This is a genomic window from Pedobacter duraquae (assembly GCF_004362245.1).
Lineage (GTDB): Bacteria > Bacteroidota > Bacteroidia > Sphingobacteriales > Sphingobacteriaceae > Pedobacter > Pedobacter duraquae.
Genome location: NZ_SNWM01000002.1, coordinates 1078459 through 1098417, shown reverse-complemented (window position 1 = coordinate 1098417; position 19959 = coordinate 1078459). Strand labels below are relative to the sequence as shown.

Below are 19959 nucleotides of genomic sequence, written 5' to 3'. Positions count from 1 at the left end.
GCATGGAAAACGTAGTAGCACAACAGGAACTTAAAGGCGGGTACTGTAATAGTCTGTCCCGGTATTCAAGGTTTTTAACACGTGAGGTACAGATAGGTGATATCCCTATGGGTGGATTGAACCCAATCCGTATTCAATCGATGACGACTACGGATACTATGGACACCATAGGCACCGTTGAGCAGACCATCAGGATGGTCGAGTCTGGATGTGAATATGTACGGATCACGGCGCCGAGTATAAAGGAAGCAGAAAACCTTGCCGAGATTAAGAAACAGCTACGCATGCGTGGATATAACGTTCCTTTGGTTGCTGATATCCATTTTACGCCCAACGCTGCTGAGTCTGCTGCCCGCATTGTAGAAAAAGTGCGGATTAATCCAGGCAACTATGCCGATAAAAAGAAATTCGAAAACATTGACTATACGCAGCAGGCTTATCAGGCCGAGCTGGAACGCATCTACAAGAAATTTACTCCACTGGTAAAGATCTGCAAGGAATATGGCACTGCCATGCGTATCGGAACAAATCATGGGTCTCTGTCGGATAGGATTATGAGCCATTATGGCGATACACCACGAGGAATGGTAGAGTCGGCAATGGAGTTTATCCGGATGTGCGAAGACCTCAATTACTATAATCTCGTAATCTCTATGAAAGCCAGCAATACGCAGGTAATGGTAGAGGCTTACCGACTTCTGGTAGACACGATGGTGAAAGAAGGGATGAACTATCCTTTGCACCTTGGTGTTACGGAGGCTGGTGATGGCGAAGATGGCAGGATCAAATCGGCGGTTGGTATTGGAACACTGCTTGAAGATGGCCTTGGGGATACCATCAGGGTATCGTTAACAGAAGATCCCGAATTTGAGGCTCCTGTAGCACGCGCACTTGCTGCACGTTATTCGAATCGCAAAACTAGTCATGAACAAAGTGCGGAGATACCTTTGGTAGACCTGGGCTACAATCCTTATAGCTACTCCAGACGGGTTACCGAACCCTTGCAGCATGTAGGCGGGCATTTTCATCCTGTGGTAATGCATGATGTATCCCGCGAAAATCTCAAAGATCCTTATTTCCTTTCTGCCCTCGGGTATGCCTATCAGGCAGGATTGGATAAATACAATATGGGAGATCAGGCTGCAGACCTTGTTTATCTTGGTGACGCCCTGCCTTCGTTCTCTTTTCCGGGAAACTTACGTCAGATATATAACGCTTCGACATGGTTACAGCTCAATGATAAGTTAAACTGTCATCCTTTATTTTTATTGGATGATTACCTCCAGAGTACACATAAAGATCCGGTTTTGAATCTTGTGCAGGTAAATGCTGCATTTGATGATATGGCGCTGATCAAGGCGCTGGACAGAAATGTTATTCTAGTGCTGGATACCTCTGCCGATCATGGTATGGCTGAGCAGCGCGGATTCTTTGTGCGCATGCTAAATGCAGATATCAAAATTCCAGTGATCCTTAAAAGGTCTTATCCCGGCATTCCGGCAGATGACCTGATTCTTTATGCAGCTACAGACCTTGGTGCTTTATTAACGGATGGCTTTGGCGACGGTGTCTGGATTGATGCAGACCCTGCAGTGGGACTAGGTCTTGTTAATTCGGCGAGTTTTGGTATTCTGCAGGCTACAAGGACACGGATTTCTAAAACAGAATATATCTCTTGCCCGAGTTGCGGACGCACGCTTTTTGATCTTCAGGAAACAACGCAATTGATTCGTTCGAGGACTGATCACCTGAAAGGGATTAAAATTGGTATTATGGGTTGTATTGTGAATGGACCGGGAGAGATGGCGGATGCGGATTACGGTTACGTAGGTACAGGGCCGGGAAAGATTACGCTCTATAGGGGTAAGGAGGTTGTTAAGAAAAATGTTAATGCTGAGTTTGCGCTGGATGATTTGATTGGGTTGATTAAAGAGGATGGTAATTGGACGGAAGTGAGGTGAAATAATTGATATTGTTTTCTTCCTCAAATCTTTGAAGGAAAGATTTGTATGTCATCAAACAATATCAATTATTTCCAGAAGCACTTCGAATAGGGGGGATACGTAGCGACCGAAATAGTTATAGGGAGCGTTACATAGCGACCGGGATATTTTTAGAAGAGGTTAATTAGCGATCGAGATATTTTTAGAAGAGGTTAATTAGCGATCGAGATAGTTAAAGGGAGCGTTACATAGCTACCGAGATATTTTAGATGTTAAGTAGTTGCCTGAATAGTTGTTTGTTATTGCTGCAGAGGGGCTCCAAAGAAAGTTAGGGTTTTGGTGCATACTTCCTGGAGCTGAGGCGGTAGCTGATCGCTGGTATAGGGATGGGAGGCACCATAGACGTGATTGGCACCTTCGATTTTTTGTAGGGTGGCTGAGGGTTGCGCCTGGGCTAATCGCTGAGCCACGCTAAAATCAACGTTTACATCCTGATCTCCATGGAGAATAAGCCATGGGATAGTTACATTTTTAGCCGCTTTGAGGATGTCATATGCTTCACGGTGCGCTTCGAAGTCTTCCAGGAGGTTTTTGTGTAAAGGCATTTTTTCTTTTGTACGGGCATTTTCTACATAGATGGTTCCGGTTGCACGCCAGTCTGCTTCCTGTTCTTTTTTCCACAAGCTACTAAGGTTATCTATGGCACTCCAGGTAACTACCTTTTTGACGAGCGTGTTTTTGGCGGCTTCCAGGATGGCAATTCCTCCACCGCGACTGTGGCCGATTAGATAAATGGGTTGTTCGGTAAAGGTGTGGGCCGCATAGTCCATTATCGTTTCCACATCACGCAGTTCGTAGCTCAGGGTATTTGATGCGAAAGCTTCCATGTCGGAAACTTCCGAGGGTTTTTCTGAGGTTACGCCGCTGTGGGATAGGTTGAATTTGATAAAGCGGTAGCCTTTTTCAGCAAAAAATTGTGCTGTAAGGTGATGAGCGCCCCAATCTTTGAAACCTTTGAATCCATGTATGAAAATTATTGTGGCCAGGATTGTATGTGTATCGTCATATATAACATCGCCATTCAGCACTTTTCCTGCTACACCGGCTAAAATAAATTGTTTTTTCTGTATCATACCTTCTTTGAAATGCTTATTCGAAGTATAAACAAAATTTTAGTTTGCAAGGCAATAAAATAGAGCAATTTAAAATCTTTCTAAATTAGTCTTAATTACAGCATAATGACAGTGGGACAGGTTCCTGTTGTTACTTTTGTTACGCAAAAAAATAATACCCAACGCAACTTTGGAATACTTAAAGATTATTGCTTTTACGCACAAACAGATTGACCTTAAATCCTTGGGGAAATTGGTTATATGCGAGCAAACACTTGACGACAGACTAAAGAATATCCAATCGGAACTCCATATTAAAGAAATTTTCTATGTGGGTACCTGCAATAGGGTAGAGTTTATTTTCACTACGCCACAAGTAGTAGACAGAGAATTTACAGAACGGTTTTTAACGGTTCTTGATATGGGGCTTCCTGCTGCATACATGGAGAACTTTATTGATAATGTTTCTGTGTATGAGCAAGTAGAAGCTTTTAATCACCTCCTCAGAACTTCTTGTTCATTAGAAAGTTTAGTAGTTGGTGAGAAGGAAATTCTTGCACAGCTGCGCAGGGCTTATGAAGCTTGCCGCGTTGCTGGCTTTACAGGTGATTACATGCGTACAGTGATGAACCGTGTAGTGAAAACCGCTAAAGAAGTATATACACATACTAATATTTCAAAGAATCCTGTTTCTGTTGTTTCCCTCGCTTATCGCAAACTGCGTGATCTTAAGATCAGTGCTAATTCCAGATTGCTGATCATAGGTTCTGGAGAAACGAATAAAAACCTTGCTCAGTATCTTAAAAAACATAAATACTCTAATTTCTCTATCTTTAACAGGACTGTTGAAAACGCAGAGGACCTTGCCAGAGATTTGAACGGTAAGGCATATCCGCTCACTGAACTGGAGAATTTTGAAGGTGGCTTTGATGTGATTATCACTTGTACCGGTGCTACAGAGCCCGTAATTACAGAAGAGATCTATAAAAAGTTATTAAGTGGTGAAACCAACAAAAAGATAATTGTTGATTTAGCCATTCCGAATGATACAGCTCCTGAAGTTGTTAAAAATTACCCGATTCATTTTATCGAAGTAGAATCTCTTAAAGAAACTGCCCGCAAAAATATTCAGGAACGTTACGATGAGCTGGTTAATGCTGAAAAGATTATTGAAGACAACATCCGTGAATTTGACCAGGTGTTGCGTCAGCGTAAAATTGAAATCGCCATGAGTAGTGTTCCTCAGAAAATCAAAGAAATCAAGAATACTGCAGTAAATGGTATTTTTGCCGATGAGATCAGCATGATGGATGAGAACTCCAGACAAGTGCTGGAACGCGTGATGAATTACATGGAGAAAAAATATATCAGCGTGCCTATGGTAATGGCCAAAGAAATATTAGTCAACAATAGCTAAGCTAGCTTGTTATCGTCAGTGTAAATACATTATTTGCATATTATTTAACACTCTACATCTTTTAGGTTAAATTTGCGCAAAACCAATCTGAATGATTTGTTGATCTGCTAACTCTCCAACAGGAAAGTAGGTACGCAACAAACATTCCGGTCAAACATATCTAATCTGAATGAAAAGACTCATTATCGGCACAAGGGGCAGTGATCTTGCTTTATGGCAGGCAAACTACATCAAGGACAAACTCGCAGCAATCGGGGTTGAATCTGAATTAAAGATCATCAAAACGCAGGGCGATAAAATTCTTAACCTGAGGCTTGATAAGCTTGAAGGAAAAGGCTTTTTCACGAAAGAGCTGGAAGAGGAGCTCCTTGGCGGAACAATTGACCTTGCCGTGCATTCGCACAAAGATTTACCAACTACACATCCCGAAGGTTTGATTATTGCTGCTGTTCCTGAGCGTGAGGATGCTTCAGAACTACTCCTTATTCTGAAAGATTGTGTTGACGTAACCCAGAAGCTATCGCTTAAAACTGGCGCTATGGTTGGTACTTCTTCCAACCGCAGGAAGGCGCAACTGCTTGCCCTGCGTACAGATTTAAATATTGAAGATTTACGCGGCAATGTGCCTACGAGGATACAGAAATTGCGTGATGAGAATTATGATGCCATCATGCTGGCCAGTGCCGGCGTTAAAAGATTGGGGATCGACCTGAGCGAGTTTCATGTAGAGGTTTTAGAAACCACTGAATTTGTTCCTGCTCCGGCACAAGGAGCCCTGGCTATACAGATCAAAGATCAAAACACAGAATTGCTTAACCTGCTTCAGGCTTTACATCATCAACCAACGGCAGATGAGATCGGTGTAGAACGTAAAGTGCTTAATCTTTTTGAAGGTGGATGCCATATGCCTTTAGGCTGCTATTGCAAAAAGGAAGGCGAACAGTACGAAGTTTGGGTATCTAAAGCCGAAGATGCTGATGATTTTCCAGATCGCCTGTTTTTCAGGGTAGACCAATTGGATGGACTTGCTGAGCGTATCGTTGCTAAGCTAAATGCCGAAAGGAAGATGCCTGCTAAAGTATTTATCTCGAGAGAAATTGGCGAGAATAATTATTTCCGAAGAGCATTAAACAAACATAATATCGAGATTGAAGATCGTTCACTGATTCGTACATTCCCGATTGTAAATATCCTGGACCCTTTTTACCTCAAAAATATCGACTGGATATTTTTTAGCAGCAGAAACGGAGTAGAGTTCTTCTTTAAACTGAAACCAGCTTTATCCAAAAAAGTGAAGTTTGGTGTTGTAGGAAGGGGATCTGAAGATGCGCTACGTAAACATGGCCATCTGGCCGATTATGTAGGCGAAAGTGGAGATATCAAAGAGGTTGCTGATGATTTCGCTGCACTTGTTATTGGCGAAACAGTACTGTTTCCAAGAGCGCAGGATTCTTTGCAAACGATACAGAAATCGCTTTCTCCGGAAACGAAAGTAGTGGATCTTCCGATCTATGAAACGGTGATGGAGGATAATACAGATAAGACTTATGCCGACATACTTATCTTCACGAGTCCTTCAAATGTAGATGCTTATTTCGCGGAGAACCTCCTGGATCCTGAACAAAAAGTGATTGCCATTGGTAATTCAACAGGGAAGAAATTCGAGGAAATGGGCGTGACCTTTACGCTACCTTTTTCTCCCGATGAGATTGGTTTGGCAGAGGCCGTATTTGGCATTGATATTAAATAAAGAAAAGAGAGGTTGATATGTTGCACCGTCCACGTAGACTGAGAAAAAATCCTGTTGTCAGAGAAATGATTGCCGAAACCCGGTTATCCAAAGACATGTTTATTTATCCTTATTTTATTGTTCCTGGAAAGGGAGTGAAACATGCTATAGATGCTATGCCAGGGGTATTTCATTTCTCCATTGATACCTTGCTTGTTGATGTAGAGCATGGACTGAAACTTGGTATTAATAAGATCATGTTGTTTGGCGTGGGGGATGAGAAAAGCGCTGACGCAAAAAGTGCATACCATGACCACTCTCTGGTACCGGTTGCGGTAAGGGAGCTTAAGAAACGCTTTGGCGATGACTTGTATGTTGTTACCGATGTATGTGTATGTTCTTATACTACCCACGGACACTGCGGTATTCTGGAGAACGATTACGTACAAAATGATGCTACGGTAGATGTGATCGCTAAGATGGCCTTGACACATGCTCAGGCGGGTGCTGACCTGCTTGCCCCGTCAGATATGATGGACGGTAGAATTGCTGCGATCCGTAATCTTCTGGATAAGGAAAATTTTGTCAACGTAGCAATTATGTCTCACGCCACAAAGTTTGCTTCCGCATATTACGGACCTTTCAGGGAAGCAGCGGACTGCGCGCCAAGTAAGGGCGATCGTAAAGCCTACCAGATGGACTTTAGAAATGGGAAGGAAGCACTTCGTGAAGCTTTGCTTGATGAAGGTGAAGGAGCCGATATTCTGATGGTAAAGCCGGCGTTGGCCTACCTTGACGTGATCCAGAACCTAAAGCAAAATACGGACTTGCCTATTGCCTGCTATAACGTGTCAGGAGAATATGCGATGGTAAAAGCAGCCGCTCAAAGAGGCTGGATTGATGAACAAAAAGTTGTGATGGAAACAATGCATGCTTTCGCCCGTGCGGGAGCCAGCATCATTACCACCTATCACATTAAAGATATTGTAGAAAATAACTGGATGTAATGTTAGAATCATTAAAAAAAATGTTTTCAGGAAATGAAGGCGATTTACCTGTACACACAGGCAGTAAACCTGATATTTCCAGAGAGAAATCAGCAGAGTTGTATGAAAAGGCGAAGACTTTTTTTCCTGGCGGTGTTAACTCACCGGTAAGGGCTTTCAAATCTGTTTATGGTACACCACTTTTCATCCAGAAAGGTGACGGATGTTATGTTTGGGATGCGGATGGAAATCAATTCATAGATTTCTGTGGCAGCTGGGGTCCATTAATTTTAGGGCATAATCATCCCAAAATCCGTGAAAAGGTAACTGAAGTTATGCAGAATGGTATGAGTTTCGGTGCACCTACGGCATTGGAGAATGAACTTGCTGAACTTATCATCAAGAATAATAAATTTGTAGAGAAGATCAGATTTACAAGCTCAGGAACTGAAGCAGTAATGTCTGCAATTCGTCTCGCCAGAGGATATACCGGCAAAGATAAAATCATTAAATTTGAAGGCTGCTACCATGGGCACAGTGACTCACTGCTTGTTAAAGCGGGATCAGGTCTCGTAACTTTTGGTGAAACCTCTTCGCAAGGTGTTCCAAAATCTTTTGCACTTGAAACTATCGTTATTCCACTTAATGACAAAGACGCGATCAAAGCAGCTTTTGAGCAATTCAAAGATGAAGTTGCTGCGGTAATTATTGAGGGAATTCCTGCAAACAATGGCCTGCTGATTCAGGATCAGGACTATGTGGAGTTTTTACAGCAGATCTGTAAAGACAATAAGGCGCTATTGATTTTTGATGAGGTGATTACCGGGTTCAGACTTGGATTTGAAGGTGCAGCAGCACACTATGGTGTTAAACCTGATATTGTTACTTACGGCAAAATTATTGGCGGTGGACTTCCTGTAGGGATGTACGGTGCATCAGCAGAAATTATGGGACATATCTCTCCTGACGGTGGTGTTTACCAGGCAGGAACATTATCAGGCAATCCTGTTGCCATGGCTGCAGGAATCGCGCAGTTAACAGAATTGTCGCGCTCAGGTTTTTACAAAGACCTGAATGCTAAAACGACAGAATTTGCTGAGAGTATCCAGCGTTTTGCTACCGCCAGAAATTATAAGTTCAAAGTGTTTCATGTAGGATCAATATTCTGGTTTGCTTTTACGGATAAAGAAGCCATTAAAACGGCTGAAGATATTGATCCTCAAAGCATGGATAAATTTAAGGTGTTGCACCGTGAATTGCTGAACAGGGGTATTTACATCGGACCTTCTGGTTACGAAGTAGGATTTGTATCTGCTGCACATACAAAAATTGAACTGGAGAAAGCAAAACGTGCCATACTTGAAGGACTTGACGTTGTTTTCAGAAACAAGTAATAATTGGTACATTAGAAGAAAATAGACCCGAATTGAAAAAATCAATCATCATATTCTATTTCATTATGCTGTACTCGCTGGTACAGCTGATTTCCTGGGGTACTTTAGTTATCAAGCTCCAGCCATCGCGCATGGCAATGGTGATGGGGGAAGGATCAGTATTCCTTTTCCTGCTGTGCATGGGTGCTTTTTTTCTGCATCAATCTATTAAAAAAGAAGACAAGCTTCATGAGCAACAACAGAATTTCCTGCTGTCGGTAACGCACGAACTGAAGTCGCCGCTTGCCGCCATTAAACTATCTTTGCAGACAATCGTTAAGCGCGATCTGGATAAAGCGAGACAACTTTCATTACTTAACAATTCGTTAAAGGATATTGAAAGACTGGATGACCTGGTGGAAAATATGCTACTTGCGACCAAAATTGAGAACAGATCTTATTCTTTTCCTAAAGAACAATTCAACTTTTCTGAATTAATTACGAGAATTACGGACCGTTTACAGATCCATTCTTGTGGCTCGCAGCAGATGATCAGCCTAAACATAGAGCCTGATGTGATGATTACCGGCGATCCGTTTGCGTTGTCTTCGGTAGTGACCAATCTCATCGAAAATGCGGTAAAATACTCTGGGCCATGTGCTGAAGTTGCTGTTGACCTGAATACGGTGAACGGGCATCCTTTCTTAAAAGTTGCCGATAAAGGCCCGGGTATACCAGATCATGAAAAAATGCTCATCTTTGATAAGTTTTATCGGGTTGGAGACGAAAATGTGCGGAAGGCTAAGGGGACAGGGTTAGGCCTGTTTATTGTTAAAGAAGTATTACAAAATCACGACGCTGATATCAGTGTCAAAGACAATGCACCTCAGGGTGCCATTTTTGAAATCACATTTAGTTAAAAATATTATGCCTCAGAAATTAAGAATATTATTGGTCGAGGATGAAGACCATCTATTGGATGCCATAAAATTAAACCTTGAATTAGAAGGTTACAAAGTTCATGCAGTAAAAGACGGTAAAACAGCGCTTAAAGTGTTTAAGGAAGAGCGTTTCAATTTGCTCATTCTTGATGTGATGCTGCCGGAAATGGATGGCTTCCAGGTTTGCGAGACTATCCGTCTTGAAAACACTGAAGTGCCGATCTTATTTCTTACTGCCAAGAACACCAGCGAAGACCGCGTAATGGGTCTTAAAAAAGGAGCAGACGATTATTTGGTTAAGCCCTTCAACCTGGAAGAACTAATTCTTCGTGTAGGTATCCTCGTAAAACGTAGTTTGAAAGCGGACGACCTTAAAGAACTGAATTCTTATAAAATCGGTGAAAAAACAATTTACTTCAACTCTTTTGAACTAAAACAAGACGATGGCGTAGTTGTTCCTTTAACGAAGAAAGAGACTATGCTCCTGAAATTGTTAATCGAGCGTAAGAATGAAGCCGTTTCGCGCGAGCAGATACTGGAAACAGTTTGGAACTATGATGTATATCCAAGTACACGTACGATCGATAACTTTATCCTGACCTTCAGAAAATATTTTGAGCCTGATCAAAAAAATCCGGTTTATTTCCATTCAATCAGAGGCGTAGGATATAAATTCACTGATAGCCATTAATGTACAACGCTAGGGGCAGGTATATCCTGATGGCAATTATTGTTGCCACTGGAGTGATATGTCTGGTACAGAAAGAAGAACAGCTGGCGGCCCTTGCAGGCTTGATGTTGGCACTGCTGGTATGGAGTCACTTTAAACAGAGCTCTGTGGTGATAGCTTCCAAACAATTCAAAAATGGGGATTACGACCGTGCAGAGAAAAGTTTGCAGGAAGTTCCAAACCCTGACCGCCTGTCGAAAAGAAGACGCGGTTATTATGAATTTATGAAAGGAAGTATTGCCTTGAAGCGGGAGGAATACGATGAGGCGGAAAGGCATTTCCAGATTGCCAGTCGCTTTCCGATCGGTGGTAAAAATGATAAGGCCTTTGTGATGATCCATCTGGCTAACCTCGCTCTGCGGAAAAAAGATAAGACTCGAGTAATGGCTTATGTAGCCAAGGCTAAAGAATTGGTGACCACACCAAAAGCAACAGATATAATAAATAGAATAGAAAAAGAAGCGATTAGCTTATAAACAGTAAGATTTGATGAACACGTTATTTTTAGATGCCGCATTTTCGAAACCGACAGAACGTCCACCAGTTTGGATGATGCGCCAGGCAGGTCGTTTTATGCCACAATATTGGGAGATTAAAAACAAGTATTCTTTCCTCGAAATGTGCAAAACACCTGAGATTGCTGCTGATGTAACGATGTTACCTGTAGATTTATTGGGCATAGATGCAGCTATTCTTTTTTCAGATATTCTCGTTACTGCCGAGGCTATGGGGGGCGACCTGAGCTTTACTCAAGGTATAGGTCCTCGCTTTGCTAACCCGGTACGTAATCTTCAGGATGTAGACAACCTGCAGGTAGATGTGTTGGATAAGCTGCAATATGTGGCAGATGCCATTAAAGTTATTCAACAACGATTAAATGGCAGTATTCCTCTGATTGGATTCGCTGGTGCGCCGTTTACCGTAATGAGCTACCTTGTGGAAGGTGCCTCGTCAAAAGATTTTAAGACCACCAAGCTTTTGATGCACAACCATCCTGAGATTGCCCACAAGTTATTGGCTAAAATCGCTAAAGTGACGGCCGATTACCTGAATTTGCAGATCGCTGCGGGCGTTAATGCGATTCAGATCTTCGACAGCTGGGCGATGGCACTTTCCTGGAATGATTACCAGGAGTTTTCGCACAGGTATATCCAGGAGATTATTGCAAACCTGAATAGAAAAGACATCCCTGTAATTTCGTTCTGTAAAGGGAGCTCCGTGTTTGCACCGATTATGGCGGAAGCAAAACCAGATGTAATCTCTGTAGATTGGAATGCTGATCTGTTGAATATCAAAAACAGCCTGCCCATTGGCATTGCTGTGCAAGGTAACCTGGATCCACATATTTTATATGCTGATAAGCCAGTGATCAAAAAGACGATCTTACAATTATTCGAAAGAATGCGTGGTGAATCCGGGTTTATTTTCAACCTTGGTCATGGTATCATGCCAGATATTCCTTTCGACAACGTTAAATATGCAATTGAAGTAATCAAAGAATTCAAATACTAATGTCCGCTTACTATTACGTCCTGTCTGTTCATATTATCTTTGTTGTAAGCTGGATGGCGGGATTGTTCTATAGCGTACGCCTGTTTATATACCATACCGAGGCGAACGACAGACCGGAGGTAGAGAAAGTGATCTTACAGAAGGAATACGCCATCATCACGCGTAAACTCTGGAATATCATTGCTACGCCGGCAATGATATTGACTATCGCTGCAGGGATAACCATGCTCTATCTGCAACCAGGCTGGCTCAAGATGCCCTGGATGCATGTCAAACTTACGTTTGTACTGGGGCTGATCATCTATCATTTCATTTGTCAGCGGATCATGAACCAATTGAGAAGAGGCGTATTTAAAATGACTTCTTTTCAGTTGAGGCTATGGAATGAGCTCGCTACAATCTTTCTTGTGGCGATCGTATTTACGGTGGTGTTAAAAAGCGCTATCGACTGGCTTTACGGACTGGTAGGCTTAATCCTCTTCTCTGTAATAATCATGTCGGCCGTAAAATGGTACAAACACTACAGGCAAAAAAATGCTTCCTAACATGAAAAAATCGTTACTTTTTATAGTCCTTGTTTTTGCTGCAAATTTAGCGTCTGCACAATTTGATAATTCTGCGATTGAAAACAGAATCAGACCCGACAGTGCTGCAACTGGAGAAGTTCACTTTAACTTTTATAACTTAAACTTCGTCAGGAACTACGAGTATACGAATAAGTTTCATGACGGTTATACTTTGTACGGGACGCAGTTGCAACCTGAGCTGGTGTATTATGCACATCCCAATCTGGCAATTACCGCCGGCGCTTTTATCAGAAAGGATTATGGGCATAATGGGGTATATGACGCCAAACCGCTCTTCAACTTAAAATATCACAAACGTAATCTAACGTTGGTTTTTGGAAGTCTTGAAGGAAGCACACAGCACAACTATATTGAGCCGCTTTACGATTTTGAGCGGCAGCTAACCAACCCTGTGGAGTACGGTACGCAACTACTGGTAGAACGGGAGAAGTTTAAACTGGATGCCTGGATTGCCTGGCAACATCAAATTTATGTTGGTGACAATGCTAAGGAAGAAATTATCGGTGGTTTATCTACAGCAACCACTTTGAGTGATGTAAATGGATGGAAACTGAGTCTTCCTGCACAGTTTCTGGTTTTTCATCAGGGTGGACAAATTGATGTGCTTAAATCGATACCTATCAGCACCATGTTTAATGGGGCTACAGGGTTAAAGCTGCATAAAACTATTAACAGGAATGTTCGCGAGATTTATACTGATAACTACGTGGCTTTGTACAAGGACCTTTCTCCGGATAAACGCAGGGCTTTCAACGGAGGTTTTGGGCTATGGCTGAATGCAGGTGCCATTACTAAATTTGGGTCTATTGTGGCATCTTACTGGAAGGGTAATAATTTTATTTCTATTAAAGGAATGCCATTATATGAATCCGTTTCTTACAATTTGTATGATCAGGGTTATACCCAAAGCGCAAGAAATATCATATCTCTGCGTTATGCTTATCAAAAAGAATTAATACCTCACCTATATCTTGATGTGCGCTTTGAGCCACACGTGGATTTGGATAATACCGATAAACAACTTCAATTCAACCATTCTTTTTTCCTTACCTATAAAGAGAATTTCAGATTGTTTAGGGCGAAAAAATAAATATTTTCCTGCCCATGCAACCATCTTGTAACTTTCATCATCTTCTATGAACTAAACAAGCAATGAGGTTGACGCAAAATTATACGATAAACGATTTGATGGAAGGCTGCAAGGCCGGTGATCGCAAAATGCAGGAGCAGCTGTACAAGCTTACTTCAGCAAAGATGCTAGCCCTTTGCATGCGTTACGCCAAAGACCGTATGGAGGCTGAAGATTCACTGCAGATGGGTTACATCAAGATCTTTCAGAAAGTAAAGGAATACCGCGGCGATGGTTCATTTGAAGGGTGGATCAGGCGCATTATGGTAAATACAGCGATTGAAAGCTATAGAAAAAATATCAAAGCGATGAATGTGGTACCGATAGAGGATGCATACGAGCAGCCGTCGACCGGGTTTGACTTTAGCCGCCTTGGTATGCAGGATTTATTGAAGATCATTCAGAAACTGTCTGACGGTTACCGGATGGTGTTCAACATGTATGCAATTGAAGGGTATTCGCACAAAGAAATCGCTGAACTATTGGGTATCTCGGAAGGTGCAAGCAAATCGCAACTGTCCAGGGCAAGAGCAATTTTGAAAGAGGAGATTATTAAAATGGAGGGAATTAATTATGCAACATATGCAGGATAAGGAATTTGATCAGTTGTTCAAAGACCGCTTTGAAGAAGCGGAAATCCAGCCATCTCCCGCTTTATGGGGTGCTATACAGGCGGAAATTACGCCTGTATCCAAACGTCGGGCTTTCCCGGGCTGGTGGATGGCAGCGGCAGTAGTACTTGTAGGTGTAAGTGCGGGATTGCTTTTTAACAAGACTGAGAAGATTCAGCTTCAAGGTAAAGCTGTTGTTGCGACGGCAACAGAGCACACACCGATAACTGTCACTGCTGATCAATCGGGAAAAGAAGTCAGTACTGGAACAGATTTGTCGCTAGCAACAAAAAAGAATAATTCATTGGCTACTGATAATCAAATGGATAATAAAGTATTGGTTGTTTCTGAAGAAAAAAGTTTAATAACCGTGCAACCAAATGAAGGTTTATCTCATCCTCTACATATAGGAAATGAAACATTAGCTAAAGTAGATGTTGGTACTGTAAAAGAAAACACAAACACAGATATTGCAATAGCGAGTGCAGATATTCCAGCCACTACTGTGGATGCTGTAGTGAACGAGAATGACCAGGCAGAACATACCCGCATCAGAAATGTGGGGGACCTGATTAATTTCGTAGTGGATAAAGTAGATAAAAGAGAACAAAAGTTCCTGCAGTTTAAATCAGACGGTGATGACAACTCCTCACTGATAGCGATAAACATAGGTCCTTTTAAATTAAACCCAAGAAAACACAAATAAACCAATCATAATGAAACGTATCATCTTAACAGCACTCATGGTAAGCGGACTTGCAGGAGTGTTCACACAAAAAGTAAGTGCCCAGGAAGACAGCACTAAAACGAGAAAGTATAAATTTACGATGCGCTTTGGCGACGAGCCCGTGCGTAAACGTAAGGATACTGCAAGTACCACGCCGTCAAAAGGACGTTTTATGGGTGGTATTATCTTTAGCAGAATTGACCTTGGGTTTTCCAAGCTGGTTGATAACGGAAGTTACACTTTAACGCCACAGAATCAGTTTTTAGGTTATAAAGCAGGAAAGACCAGCACGTTCTCTTTTGATGTACTTCAGTTTGGTTATCGTTTTAACCAGAATTTCAAAATTTATGTAGCAGGTGGTTTCGACTGGACATTGATCAGGTTAAAACAGAATATTACTATCCAGCCAAACGGGCAAACGCTTACTTACATTAATGAGCCTATAAACTTTAGCAAAAACCGTTTTTCAAGCAGTTATGTCCACATGCCATTAAACTTTGAATTCCGTACTAAAGAAAATGACAATGGAAAACGTTTCTACTTCGTGGTAGGACCTGAGATTGGCTTCCTGCTGAACGGTAAAGTAAAACAGATCAGCGATGAACGTGGTAAACAAAAAGTTAAGGATGATTATCACTTCCAGCCGTTCAGATACGGAGGAACCGTACGAATGGGTTACGGAGGTATAGGTCTCTTCACCAAATATTACATGAACGATATGTTTGACACCCCTGCACAGGCCGGCTTGAAAAACATGTCATTCGGAATTACCTTCGGGATCAATTAGAAACACACAACACACAAATAAACCTGGTCCCGTAGCAAGCGCTGCGGGATTTTTTGTGTTAAAATCTTTTATCTTTACGGCGTGGATAATCAGATCATCAGTGTAAAGCATGTATCAAAACGGTATGCAACGGCACCCTATTCGGGTGTGAACGACATTAGTTTCGATATACAGGCGGGTCAAATTGTAGCCATCATCGGCGAAAGCGGGAGTGGCAAGTCTACACTGCTTAAATCTATTTTTGGATTGCTGAAATTAGACTCGGGTGAAGTCTTGTTTAATGGTAAACGGGTATTGGGACCTGATGAACAGCTCATCCCTGGTCATAAGGAAATGAAGATGGTTACCCAGGATTTCTCTTTGAATATCTACGCCAAAGTATACGATAATATTGCTTCGATGTTATCGAATACCGATATCAGTTCCAAGAATAGTAAAACGGTGGCGATGATGCAACATCTGCACATCGAACACCTAAGAGATAAAAAGATTATTGAATTAAGTGGGGGAGAGCAGCAGCGTGTAGCCATCGCAAAGGCGCTGGTGAGCGACACAAAAATGCTGTTGCTTGATGAACCATTTAGTCAGGTAGATGCGTTGTTGAAGAACCAATTGCGCGCAGATTTAAAGCGGATTGCTTCAGAAACCGGCGTAACAATAATTCTGGTATCACATGATCCTGCAGACGGATTGTTTCTTGCCGACCAGCTTATCCTGTTAAAAGATGGTAAATTGCTTCAACAGGGTAAACCTTCTGATATCTATAATGACCCAGCACATATCTATACGGCACAGATTCTTGGAAATGCAGTTGCTTTAACGCCTGCTGACGCAGAAAAACTTGGGATACATGCAAACCAGCAGGTCGTGTTTTATCCCGAATGGGTGGAGCTAAAAGCTTCCTGGGCCAGTCGCCGTTTCGAGGTAAAAGATGTTTATTATAAAGGTTTTTTTGAAGAACTCTTATTGGAAAGGAACGGCGTACAGATCAGGGCAATCCAGCTGAACCGTGAAGCGCATAAAAAAAACGACCACGTTCAGGCGAACATTGGTCGTTTCTTAACTTTTGATGTAGATGCAATCTAGGTTACGTTTCTTGAACTTAAAATTGTGAACTTAATCCTTACTGTTGTAGTTGGTCGCACAGGTATCGTAGATTGTGCATCAGAACTTTGGATCAATACATTTACGCCACCGCGGTATGCTTCGTAGCTATAAGCGCTCACGTTATATACAAAAGGCATTGGAATGTAGGTAGTATATGCGCCACCAGTACTTGGGTAAGCGATAGACATCACAGTACCTTCATTGCTTAAGCTGTAATCATCCAACTCAGGTAAATTGGTGTATTGGTAGGAATACGTTTTACCATCAGTACTTAGTACCCATTGTGTAGGTTGGATATCAAAAACCACCGTCTTGTTTTGTGTTTCTTGAATGATCGTGTCTTTCTTGCACGATGCCAGGCCCAGCGTGGCAATGCAAAGGAGGAGTAATAGTTTCGATTTCATATCTGTTTATATTGTGTGTACTTTTTAGATAGCAAAACTGCTGCCACATTACACGAAATATAAAATAATTCAAACAATTTATAAATCCTCCTTTGCCAGCAATTTAAACAAGATATTCAAATAGTGTTTGATCATTATTCAGCTCAATGATATCAAATTTGAATTCTTTCATCCTGACTACAAGAGATTCGTAATCTGAGGCTTCTTTCAACTCAATGCCAACAAGGGCAGGGCCATTTTCCCGGTTCGTTTTTTTAATAAATTCAAATCGTGTGATGTCATCATACGGGCCCAGCACGTTGTTCACAAATAGTTTCAGTGCACCCGGACGCTGCGGAAAACGGACGATGAAATAATGCTTCAAACCTTCAAAAAGTAAAGACTTCTCTTTAATCTCCTGCATTCTTTCGATATCATTGTTGCCACCGCTAACGATGCAGACTACAGTTTGACCTTCAATACCTTTAATCTGGTCCAGTGCGGCAACAGCAAGGGCACCCGCAGGCTCAACTACTATAGCATCCTCATTATAAAGTTTCAGAATTGTACTGCAAATTTTCCCTTCAGGGATCAACAACATCTGATCAAGCAACTCGTTACAATATTCGAAGGTCAATGCACCAACACGTTTTACTGCGGCACCGTCTACAAAACGATCAATGTAATCCAGTGTTACCGGACTGCCGTTCTTCATGGCATTGTCCATAGACGGAGCACCCTCAGGTTCCACACCAATCAGTTTCACATCTGGTTTTATACTTTTCAAGTAACTGCCCACACCAGAAGCGAGTCCGCCTCCACCAATGGGCATCACTACCATATCCAGATCTGGAAGATCTTCATAAATCTCCACGCCTACGGTACCCTGACCTTCGATAATTTTAATGTTATCAAACGGAGGCACGAAGGTCATCTGATGAGCAGTGGTGTAGATTAATGCTTCCTTCATGCAATCATCAAACGTATCGCCCACTAAAATAATTTCTATGTTAGATCCGCCAAACATCTCTGTTTGCTTAACTTTCTGTTTAGGCGTAATCTCGGGCATAAAAATCACCCCCCGGATATTCAATTTTTTGCACGAATAAGCTACGCCCTGCGCGTGATTACCAGCACTTGCGCAAACAACGCCTTGCTGGCGCTGCGTTTCAGAGAGCGTGCTGATCATATTAAATGCACCTCTCAGCTTGTAAGAACGCACTACTTGCAGGTCTTCACGCTTCAGGTAAATCTTAGCATTGTATTTTTCAGACAAGGCAGCATTGTATTCAAGCGGGGTACGCTTAACAGTATCTTTGATCCGCGCGGTGGCGGCAGTAAAATCTAATTCAACTCCTTGTTCAGTATCCATGTTATAAGAATTTATTGATGGCATCCAGATAGGCGTTTGCCGATGCTTTTACGATATCCGTGCTGAAACCATAGCCCATGTATGATTTTCCAGAATAAAAAACCTTCATATTTACCTTGCTTACGTCGTCACTTCCACCGTGCATGGCTTGAATAGTGAATTCTTTCAGCTGCACGTCTTTACCGATTACACTTTCAATAGCTTTGATCGTTGCATTTACGGGGCCGTTTCCGCTTGCGCTGGCTTCATGTTGTGTACCTTCATATTCCAGGCTGATTTGTGCTTCGGGATCTTGTATATCACCACAAACAACCTGGAGGTGACTTAGCTTATAGCCATTTTTCACAGAATCCTCGGTACCATCGCTCATCAGGAAAAGAATATCATCATCAGAAATAGACTTCTTTTGATCCGCCATAACCAGGAAACGTTCATAGACCTGATCCAGGTTAATGCGTTCCAGTTCGTAACCCAGGCGTACCAGGTGATGCTTCAAAGCATGACGGCCGCTTCTTGCCGTTAAGATAATGTCGGCCTGGTTGATACCTACATCCTCAGGATTCATGATCTCATAATTCTCTCTGTGTTTGAGGAAACCATCCTGATGAATACCAGAGCTATGTGCAAAAGCATTTTGGCCTACAATAGCTTTATTAGGCTGTACAGGCATGCGCATCATGCGACTTACCTGAGCACTGATGGCGCTAAAATGTTTGCTGTTAATGTTAGTATGTAGGTTGAGCGCATGGTGTGTTTTCAGGATCATGGTCACTTCTTCAAGTGCCGTATTTCCTGCGCGCTCACCAATTCCATTGATGGTACATTCGATCTGACGGGCACCGTTGATTATCCCGGCCAGCGTATTTGCTGTAGCCAATCCCAAATCGTTATGGCAATGTACTGAAATGATCGCCTGGTCAATATTTTTTACATTTTCTTTCAGGAACAGGATCTTTTGTCCATACTGATCGGGCAGGCAATAGCCATTGGTGTCTGGAATATTTACTACTGTTGCACCCGCAGCAATTACTGCTTCAACCATTTGTGCGAGGAAAATATTGTCTGCGCGGCCAGCATCTTCTGCATAGAACTCAATGTCTTCCACAAATTGCTTGGCATATTTAACAGCGTCAACTGCACGTTGCAAGATCTCCTCACGTGTGCTGTTGAACTTATATTTAATGTGCATATCTGATGAGCCGATACCCGTATGGATCCTCGGGCGTTTTGCATACTGCAGCGCTGCTACAGCTGAGTCGATATCGCCTTTATTTGCTCGCGTTAATGCGCAGATTATAGGCTCCGTTACTGCTTTGGATAATTCTACAACACTCTGGAAATCTCCCGGGCTGGATATTGGAAATCCGGCTTCGATCACGTCAACCCCCAATGCTTCCAGTGCTTTGGCGATCTCAATTTTTTCTGGGGTGGCCAATTGGCAGCCGGGTACCTGTTCCCCGTCGCGAAGGGTGGTATCAAATACATATACTCTATTAGGATCGTGTAGCATAAT

The 19959-nt window shown here is 42.2% G+C and carries 19 protein-coding genes; 15 read left to right on the top strand and 4 right to left on the bottom strand.

All coding sequences use genetic code 11. The features are described from left to right. Nucleotides 1-2 precede the first annotated feature (2 nt). Nucleotides 3-1961 carry a (E)-4-hydroxy-3-methylbut-2-enyl-diphosphate synthase gene (ispG, locus tag CLV32_RS10755; RefSeq protein ID WP_133555251.1) on the top strand — a complete coding sequence of 653 codons (1959 nt, stop codon included), beginning with the start codon at nucleotides 3-5 and terminating at the stop codon, nucleotides 1959-1961. Between the two features lie 281 nt (nucleotides 1962-2242). On the opposite strand, the gene CLV32_RS10750 is transcribed toward ispG, so the two are convergent. Continuing rightward, nucleotides 2243-3076: an alpha/beta hydrolase family protein gene (locus tag CLV32_RS10750; RefSeq protein ID WP_133555249.1), complete on the bottom strand. Its 834-nt coding sequence runs from the start codon at nucleotides 3074-3076 to the stop codon at nucleotides 2243-2245. Nucleotides 3077-3245: 169 nt separating this feature from the next. Here CLV32_RS10750 and hemA point away from each other — a divergent pair, with 169 nt between their 5' ends. The 14 genes from hemA (at nucleotide 3246) to CLV32_RS10680 (ending at nucleotide 16670) form a co-directional block, all read left to right on the top strand. Next, nucleotides 3246-4472, top strand: coding sequence for a glutamyl-tRNA reductase (gene hemA, locus CLV32_RS10745; protein ID WP_133555247.1), 1227 nt, complete (start codon nucleotides 3246-3248; stop codon nucleotides 4470-4472). Nucleotides 4473-4641: 169 nt separating this feature from the next. Continuing rightward, entirely contained in the window at nucleotides 4642-6222 is a 1581-nt protein-coding gene (hemC, locus tag CLV32_RS10740; protein WP_133555245.1) for a hydroxymethylbilane synthase, read from the top strand. Between the two features lie 17 nt (nucleotides 6223-6239). After that, the gene (gene hemB / locus CLV32_RS10735; RefSeq protein ID WP_133555243.1) at nucleotides 6240-7208 is read left to right on the top strand and encodes a porphobilinogen synthase; all 969 of its coding nucleotides are present in this window, start codon (nucleotides 6240-6242) and stop codon (nucleotides 7206-7208) included. Next, nucleotides 7208-8581, top strand: a complete 1374-nt coding sequence (gene hemL / locus CLV32_RS10730; RefSeq protein ID WP_208110984.1) for a glutamate-1-semialdehyde 2,1-aminomutase — start codon at nucleotides 7208-7210, stop codon at nucleotides 8579-8581. Before hemB ends, hemL begins: the two co-directional genes overlap by 1 nt. A gap of 32 nt (nucleotides 8582-8613) precedes the next feature. Next, nucleotides 8614-9480: a sensor histidine kinase gene (locus CLV32_RS10725; RefSeq protein WP_133555241.1), complete on the top strand. Its 867-nt coding sequence runs from the start codon at nucleotides 8614-8616 to the stop codon at nucleotides 9478-9480. 7 nt (nucleotides 9481-9487) lie between these two features. Beyond that, nucleotides 9488-10192: a response regulator transcription factor gene (locus CLV32_RS10720; protein WP_133555239.1), complete on the top strand. Its 705-nt coding sequence runs from the start codon at nucleotides 9488-9490 to the stop codon at nucleotides 10190-10192. Then, nucleotides 10192-10707 carry a tetratricopeptide repeat protein gene (locus CLV32_RS10715; RefSeq protein WP_133555237.1) on the top strand — a complete coding sequence of 172 codons (516 nt, stop codon included), beginning with the start codon at nucleotides 10192-10194 and terminating at the stop codon, nucleotides 10705-10707. Before CLV32_RS10720 ends, CLV32_RS10715 begins: the two co-directional genes overlap by 1 nt. A gap of 13 nt (nucleotides 10708-10720) precedes the next feature. Beyond that, nucleotides 10721-11743, top strand: coding sequence for a uroporphyrinogen decarboxylase (gene hemE / locus CLV32_RS10710; protein WP_133555235.1), 1023 nt, complete (start codon nucleotides 10721-10723; stop codon nucleotides 11741-11743). Further along, nucleotides 11743-12288: a CopD family protein gene (locus CLV32_RS10705; protein ID WP_133555233.1), complete on the top strand. Its 546-nt coding sequence runs from the start codon at nucleotides 11743-11745 to the stop codon at nucleotides 12286-12288. The genes hemE and CLV32_RS10705 overlap by 1 nt, the downstream gene beginning before the upstream one ends. Before the next feature lies 1 nt (nucleotide 12289). Then, a complete protein-coding gene (locus CLV32_RS10700) occupies nucleotides 12290-13420 on the top strand; it encodes a hypothetical protein (protein ID WP_133555231.1) in 1131 nt (376 codons plus the stop codon). Nucleotides 13421-13482: 62 nt separating this feature from the next. After that, on the top strand, nucleotides 13483-14052 hold the full coding sequence (locus CLV32_RS10695) for an RNA polymerase sigma factor (RefSeq protein WP_133555229.1): 570 nt from the start codon (nucleotides 13483-13485) through the stop codon (nucleotides 14050-14052). After that, the gene (locus tag CLV32_RS10690) at nucleotides 14042-14776 is read left to right on the top strand and encodes a hypothetical protein (protein ID WP_133555227.1); all 735 of its coding nucleotides are present in this window, start codon (nucleotides 14042-14044) and stop codon (nucleotides 14774-14776) included. The genes CLV32_RS10695 and CLV32_RS10690 overlap by 11 nt, the downstream gene beginning before the upstream one ends. Nucleotides 14777-14786: 10 nt before the next feature. Continuing rightward, nucleotides 14787-15584 carry an outer membrane beta-barrel protein gene (locus CLV32_RS10685; RefSeq protein WP_133555225.1) on the top strand — a complete coding sequence of 266 codons (798 nt, stop codon included), beginning with the start codon at nucleotides 14787-14789 and terminating at the stop codon, nucleotides 15582-15584. Between the two features lie 81 nt (nucleotides 15585-15665). Next, on the top strand, nucleotides 15666-16670 hold the full coding sequence (locus CLV32_RS10680; protein ID WP_133555223.1) for an ABC transporter ATP-binding protein: 1005 nt from the start codon (nucleotides 15666-15668) through the stop codon (nucleotides 16668-16670). On the opposite strand, the gene CLV32_RS10675 is transcribed toward CLV32_RS10680, so the two are convergent. The 3 genes from CLV32_RS10675 to CLV32_RS10665 form a co-directional block, all read right to left on the bottom strand. Beyond that, nucleotides 16667-17095 (bottom strand): hypothetical protein, encoded by a 429-nt coding sequence (locus tag CLV32_RS10675; RefSeq protein ID WP_133555221.1) that lies wholly within the window; start codon nucleotides 17093-17095, stop codon nucleotides 16667-16669. The genes CLV32_RS10680 and CLV32_RS10675 overlap by 4 nt on opposite strands. 103 nt (nucleotides 17096-17198) lie before the next feature. Further along, on the bottom strand, nucleotides 17199-18446 hold the full coding sequence (ilvA, locus tag CLV32_RS10670; RefSeq protein WP_208110983.1) for a threonine ammonia-lyase IlvA: 1248 nt from the start codon (nucleotides 18444-18446) through the stop codon (nucleotides 17199-17201). 1 nt (nucleotide 18447) lies between these two features. Next, nucleotides 18448-19956 (bottom strand): 2-isopropylmalate synthase, encoded by a 1509-nt coding sequence (locus tag CLV32_RS10665; RefSeq protein ID WP_133555217.1) that lies wholly within the window; start codon nucleotides 19954-19956, stop codon nucleotides 18448-18450. Between the last annotated feature and the right edge of the window lie 3 nt (nucleotides 19957-19959).

What these genes read in the sequence shown, in the direction of transcription:
- CLV32_RS10695 (WP_133555229.1), top strand. Translation starts at nt 13,483, where the DNA reads ATGAGGTTGACGCAAAATTATACGATAAACGATTTGATGGAAGGCTGC.
- CLV32_RS10685 (WP_133555225.1), top strand. Translation starts at nt 14,787, where the DNA reads ATGAAACGTATCATCTTAACAGCACTCATGGTAAGCGGACTTGCAGGA.
- CLV32_RS10675 (WP_133555221.1), bottom strand. Translation starts at nt 17,095, where the DNA reads ATGAAATCGAAACTATTACTCCTCCTTTGCATTGCCACGCTGGGCCTG.
- CLV32_RS10690 (WP_133555227.1), top strand. Translation starts at nt 14,042, where the DNA reads ATGCAGGATAAGGAATTTGATCAGTTGTTCAAAGACCGCTTTGAAGAA.
- hemC (WP_133555245.1), top strand. Translation starts at nt 4,642, where the DNA reads ATGAAAAGACTCATTATCGGCACAAGGGGCAGTGATCTTGCTTTATGG.
- CLV32_RS10715 (WP_133555237.1), top strand. Translation starts at nt 10,192, where the DNA reads ATGTACAACGCTAGGGGCAGGTATATCCTGATGGCAATTATTGTTGCC.
- CLV32_RS10720 (WP_133555239.1), top strand. Translation starts at nt 9,488, where the DNA reads ATGCCTCAGAAATTAAGAATATTATTGGTCGAGGATGAAGACCATCTA.
- CLV32_RS10750 (WP_133555249.1), bottom strand. Translation starts at nt 3,076, where the DNA reads ATGATACAGAAAAAACAATTTATTTTAGCCGGTGTAGCAGGAAAAGTG.
- hemB (WP_133555243.1), top strand. Translation starts at nt 6,240, where the DNA reads ATGTTGCACCGTCCACGTAGACTGAGAAAAAATCCTGTTGTCAGAGAA.
- hemL (WP_208110984.1), top strand. Translation starts at nt 7,208, where the DNA reads ATGTTAGAATCATTAAAAAAAATGTTTTCAGGAAATGAAGGCGATTTA.
- CLV32_RS10700 (WP_133555231.1), top strand. Translation starts at nt 12,290, where the DNA reads ATGAAAAAATCGTTACTTTTTATAGTCCTTGTTTTTGCTGCAAATTTA.
- CLV32_RS10665 (WP_133555217.1), bottom strand. Translation starts at nt 19,956, where the DNA reads ATGCTACACGATCCTAATAGAGTATATGTATTTGATACCACCCTTCGC.
- ispG (WP_133555251.1), top strand. Translation starts at nt 3, where the DNA reads ATGGAAAACGTAGTAGCACAACAGGAACTTAAAGGCGGGTACTGTAAT.
- CLV32_RS10705 (WP_133555233.1), top strand. Translation starts at nt 11,743, where the DNA reads ATGTCCGCTTACTATTACGTCCTGTCTGTTCATATTATCTTTGTTGTA.
- hemE (WP_133555235.1), top strand. Translation starts at nt 10,721, where the DNA reads ATGAACACGTTATTTTTAGATGCCGCATTTTCGAAACCGACAGAACGT.
- ilvA (WP_208110983.1), bottom strand. Translation starts at nt 18,446, where the DNA reads ATGGATACTGAACAAGGAGTTGAATTAGATTTTACTGCCGCCACCGCG.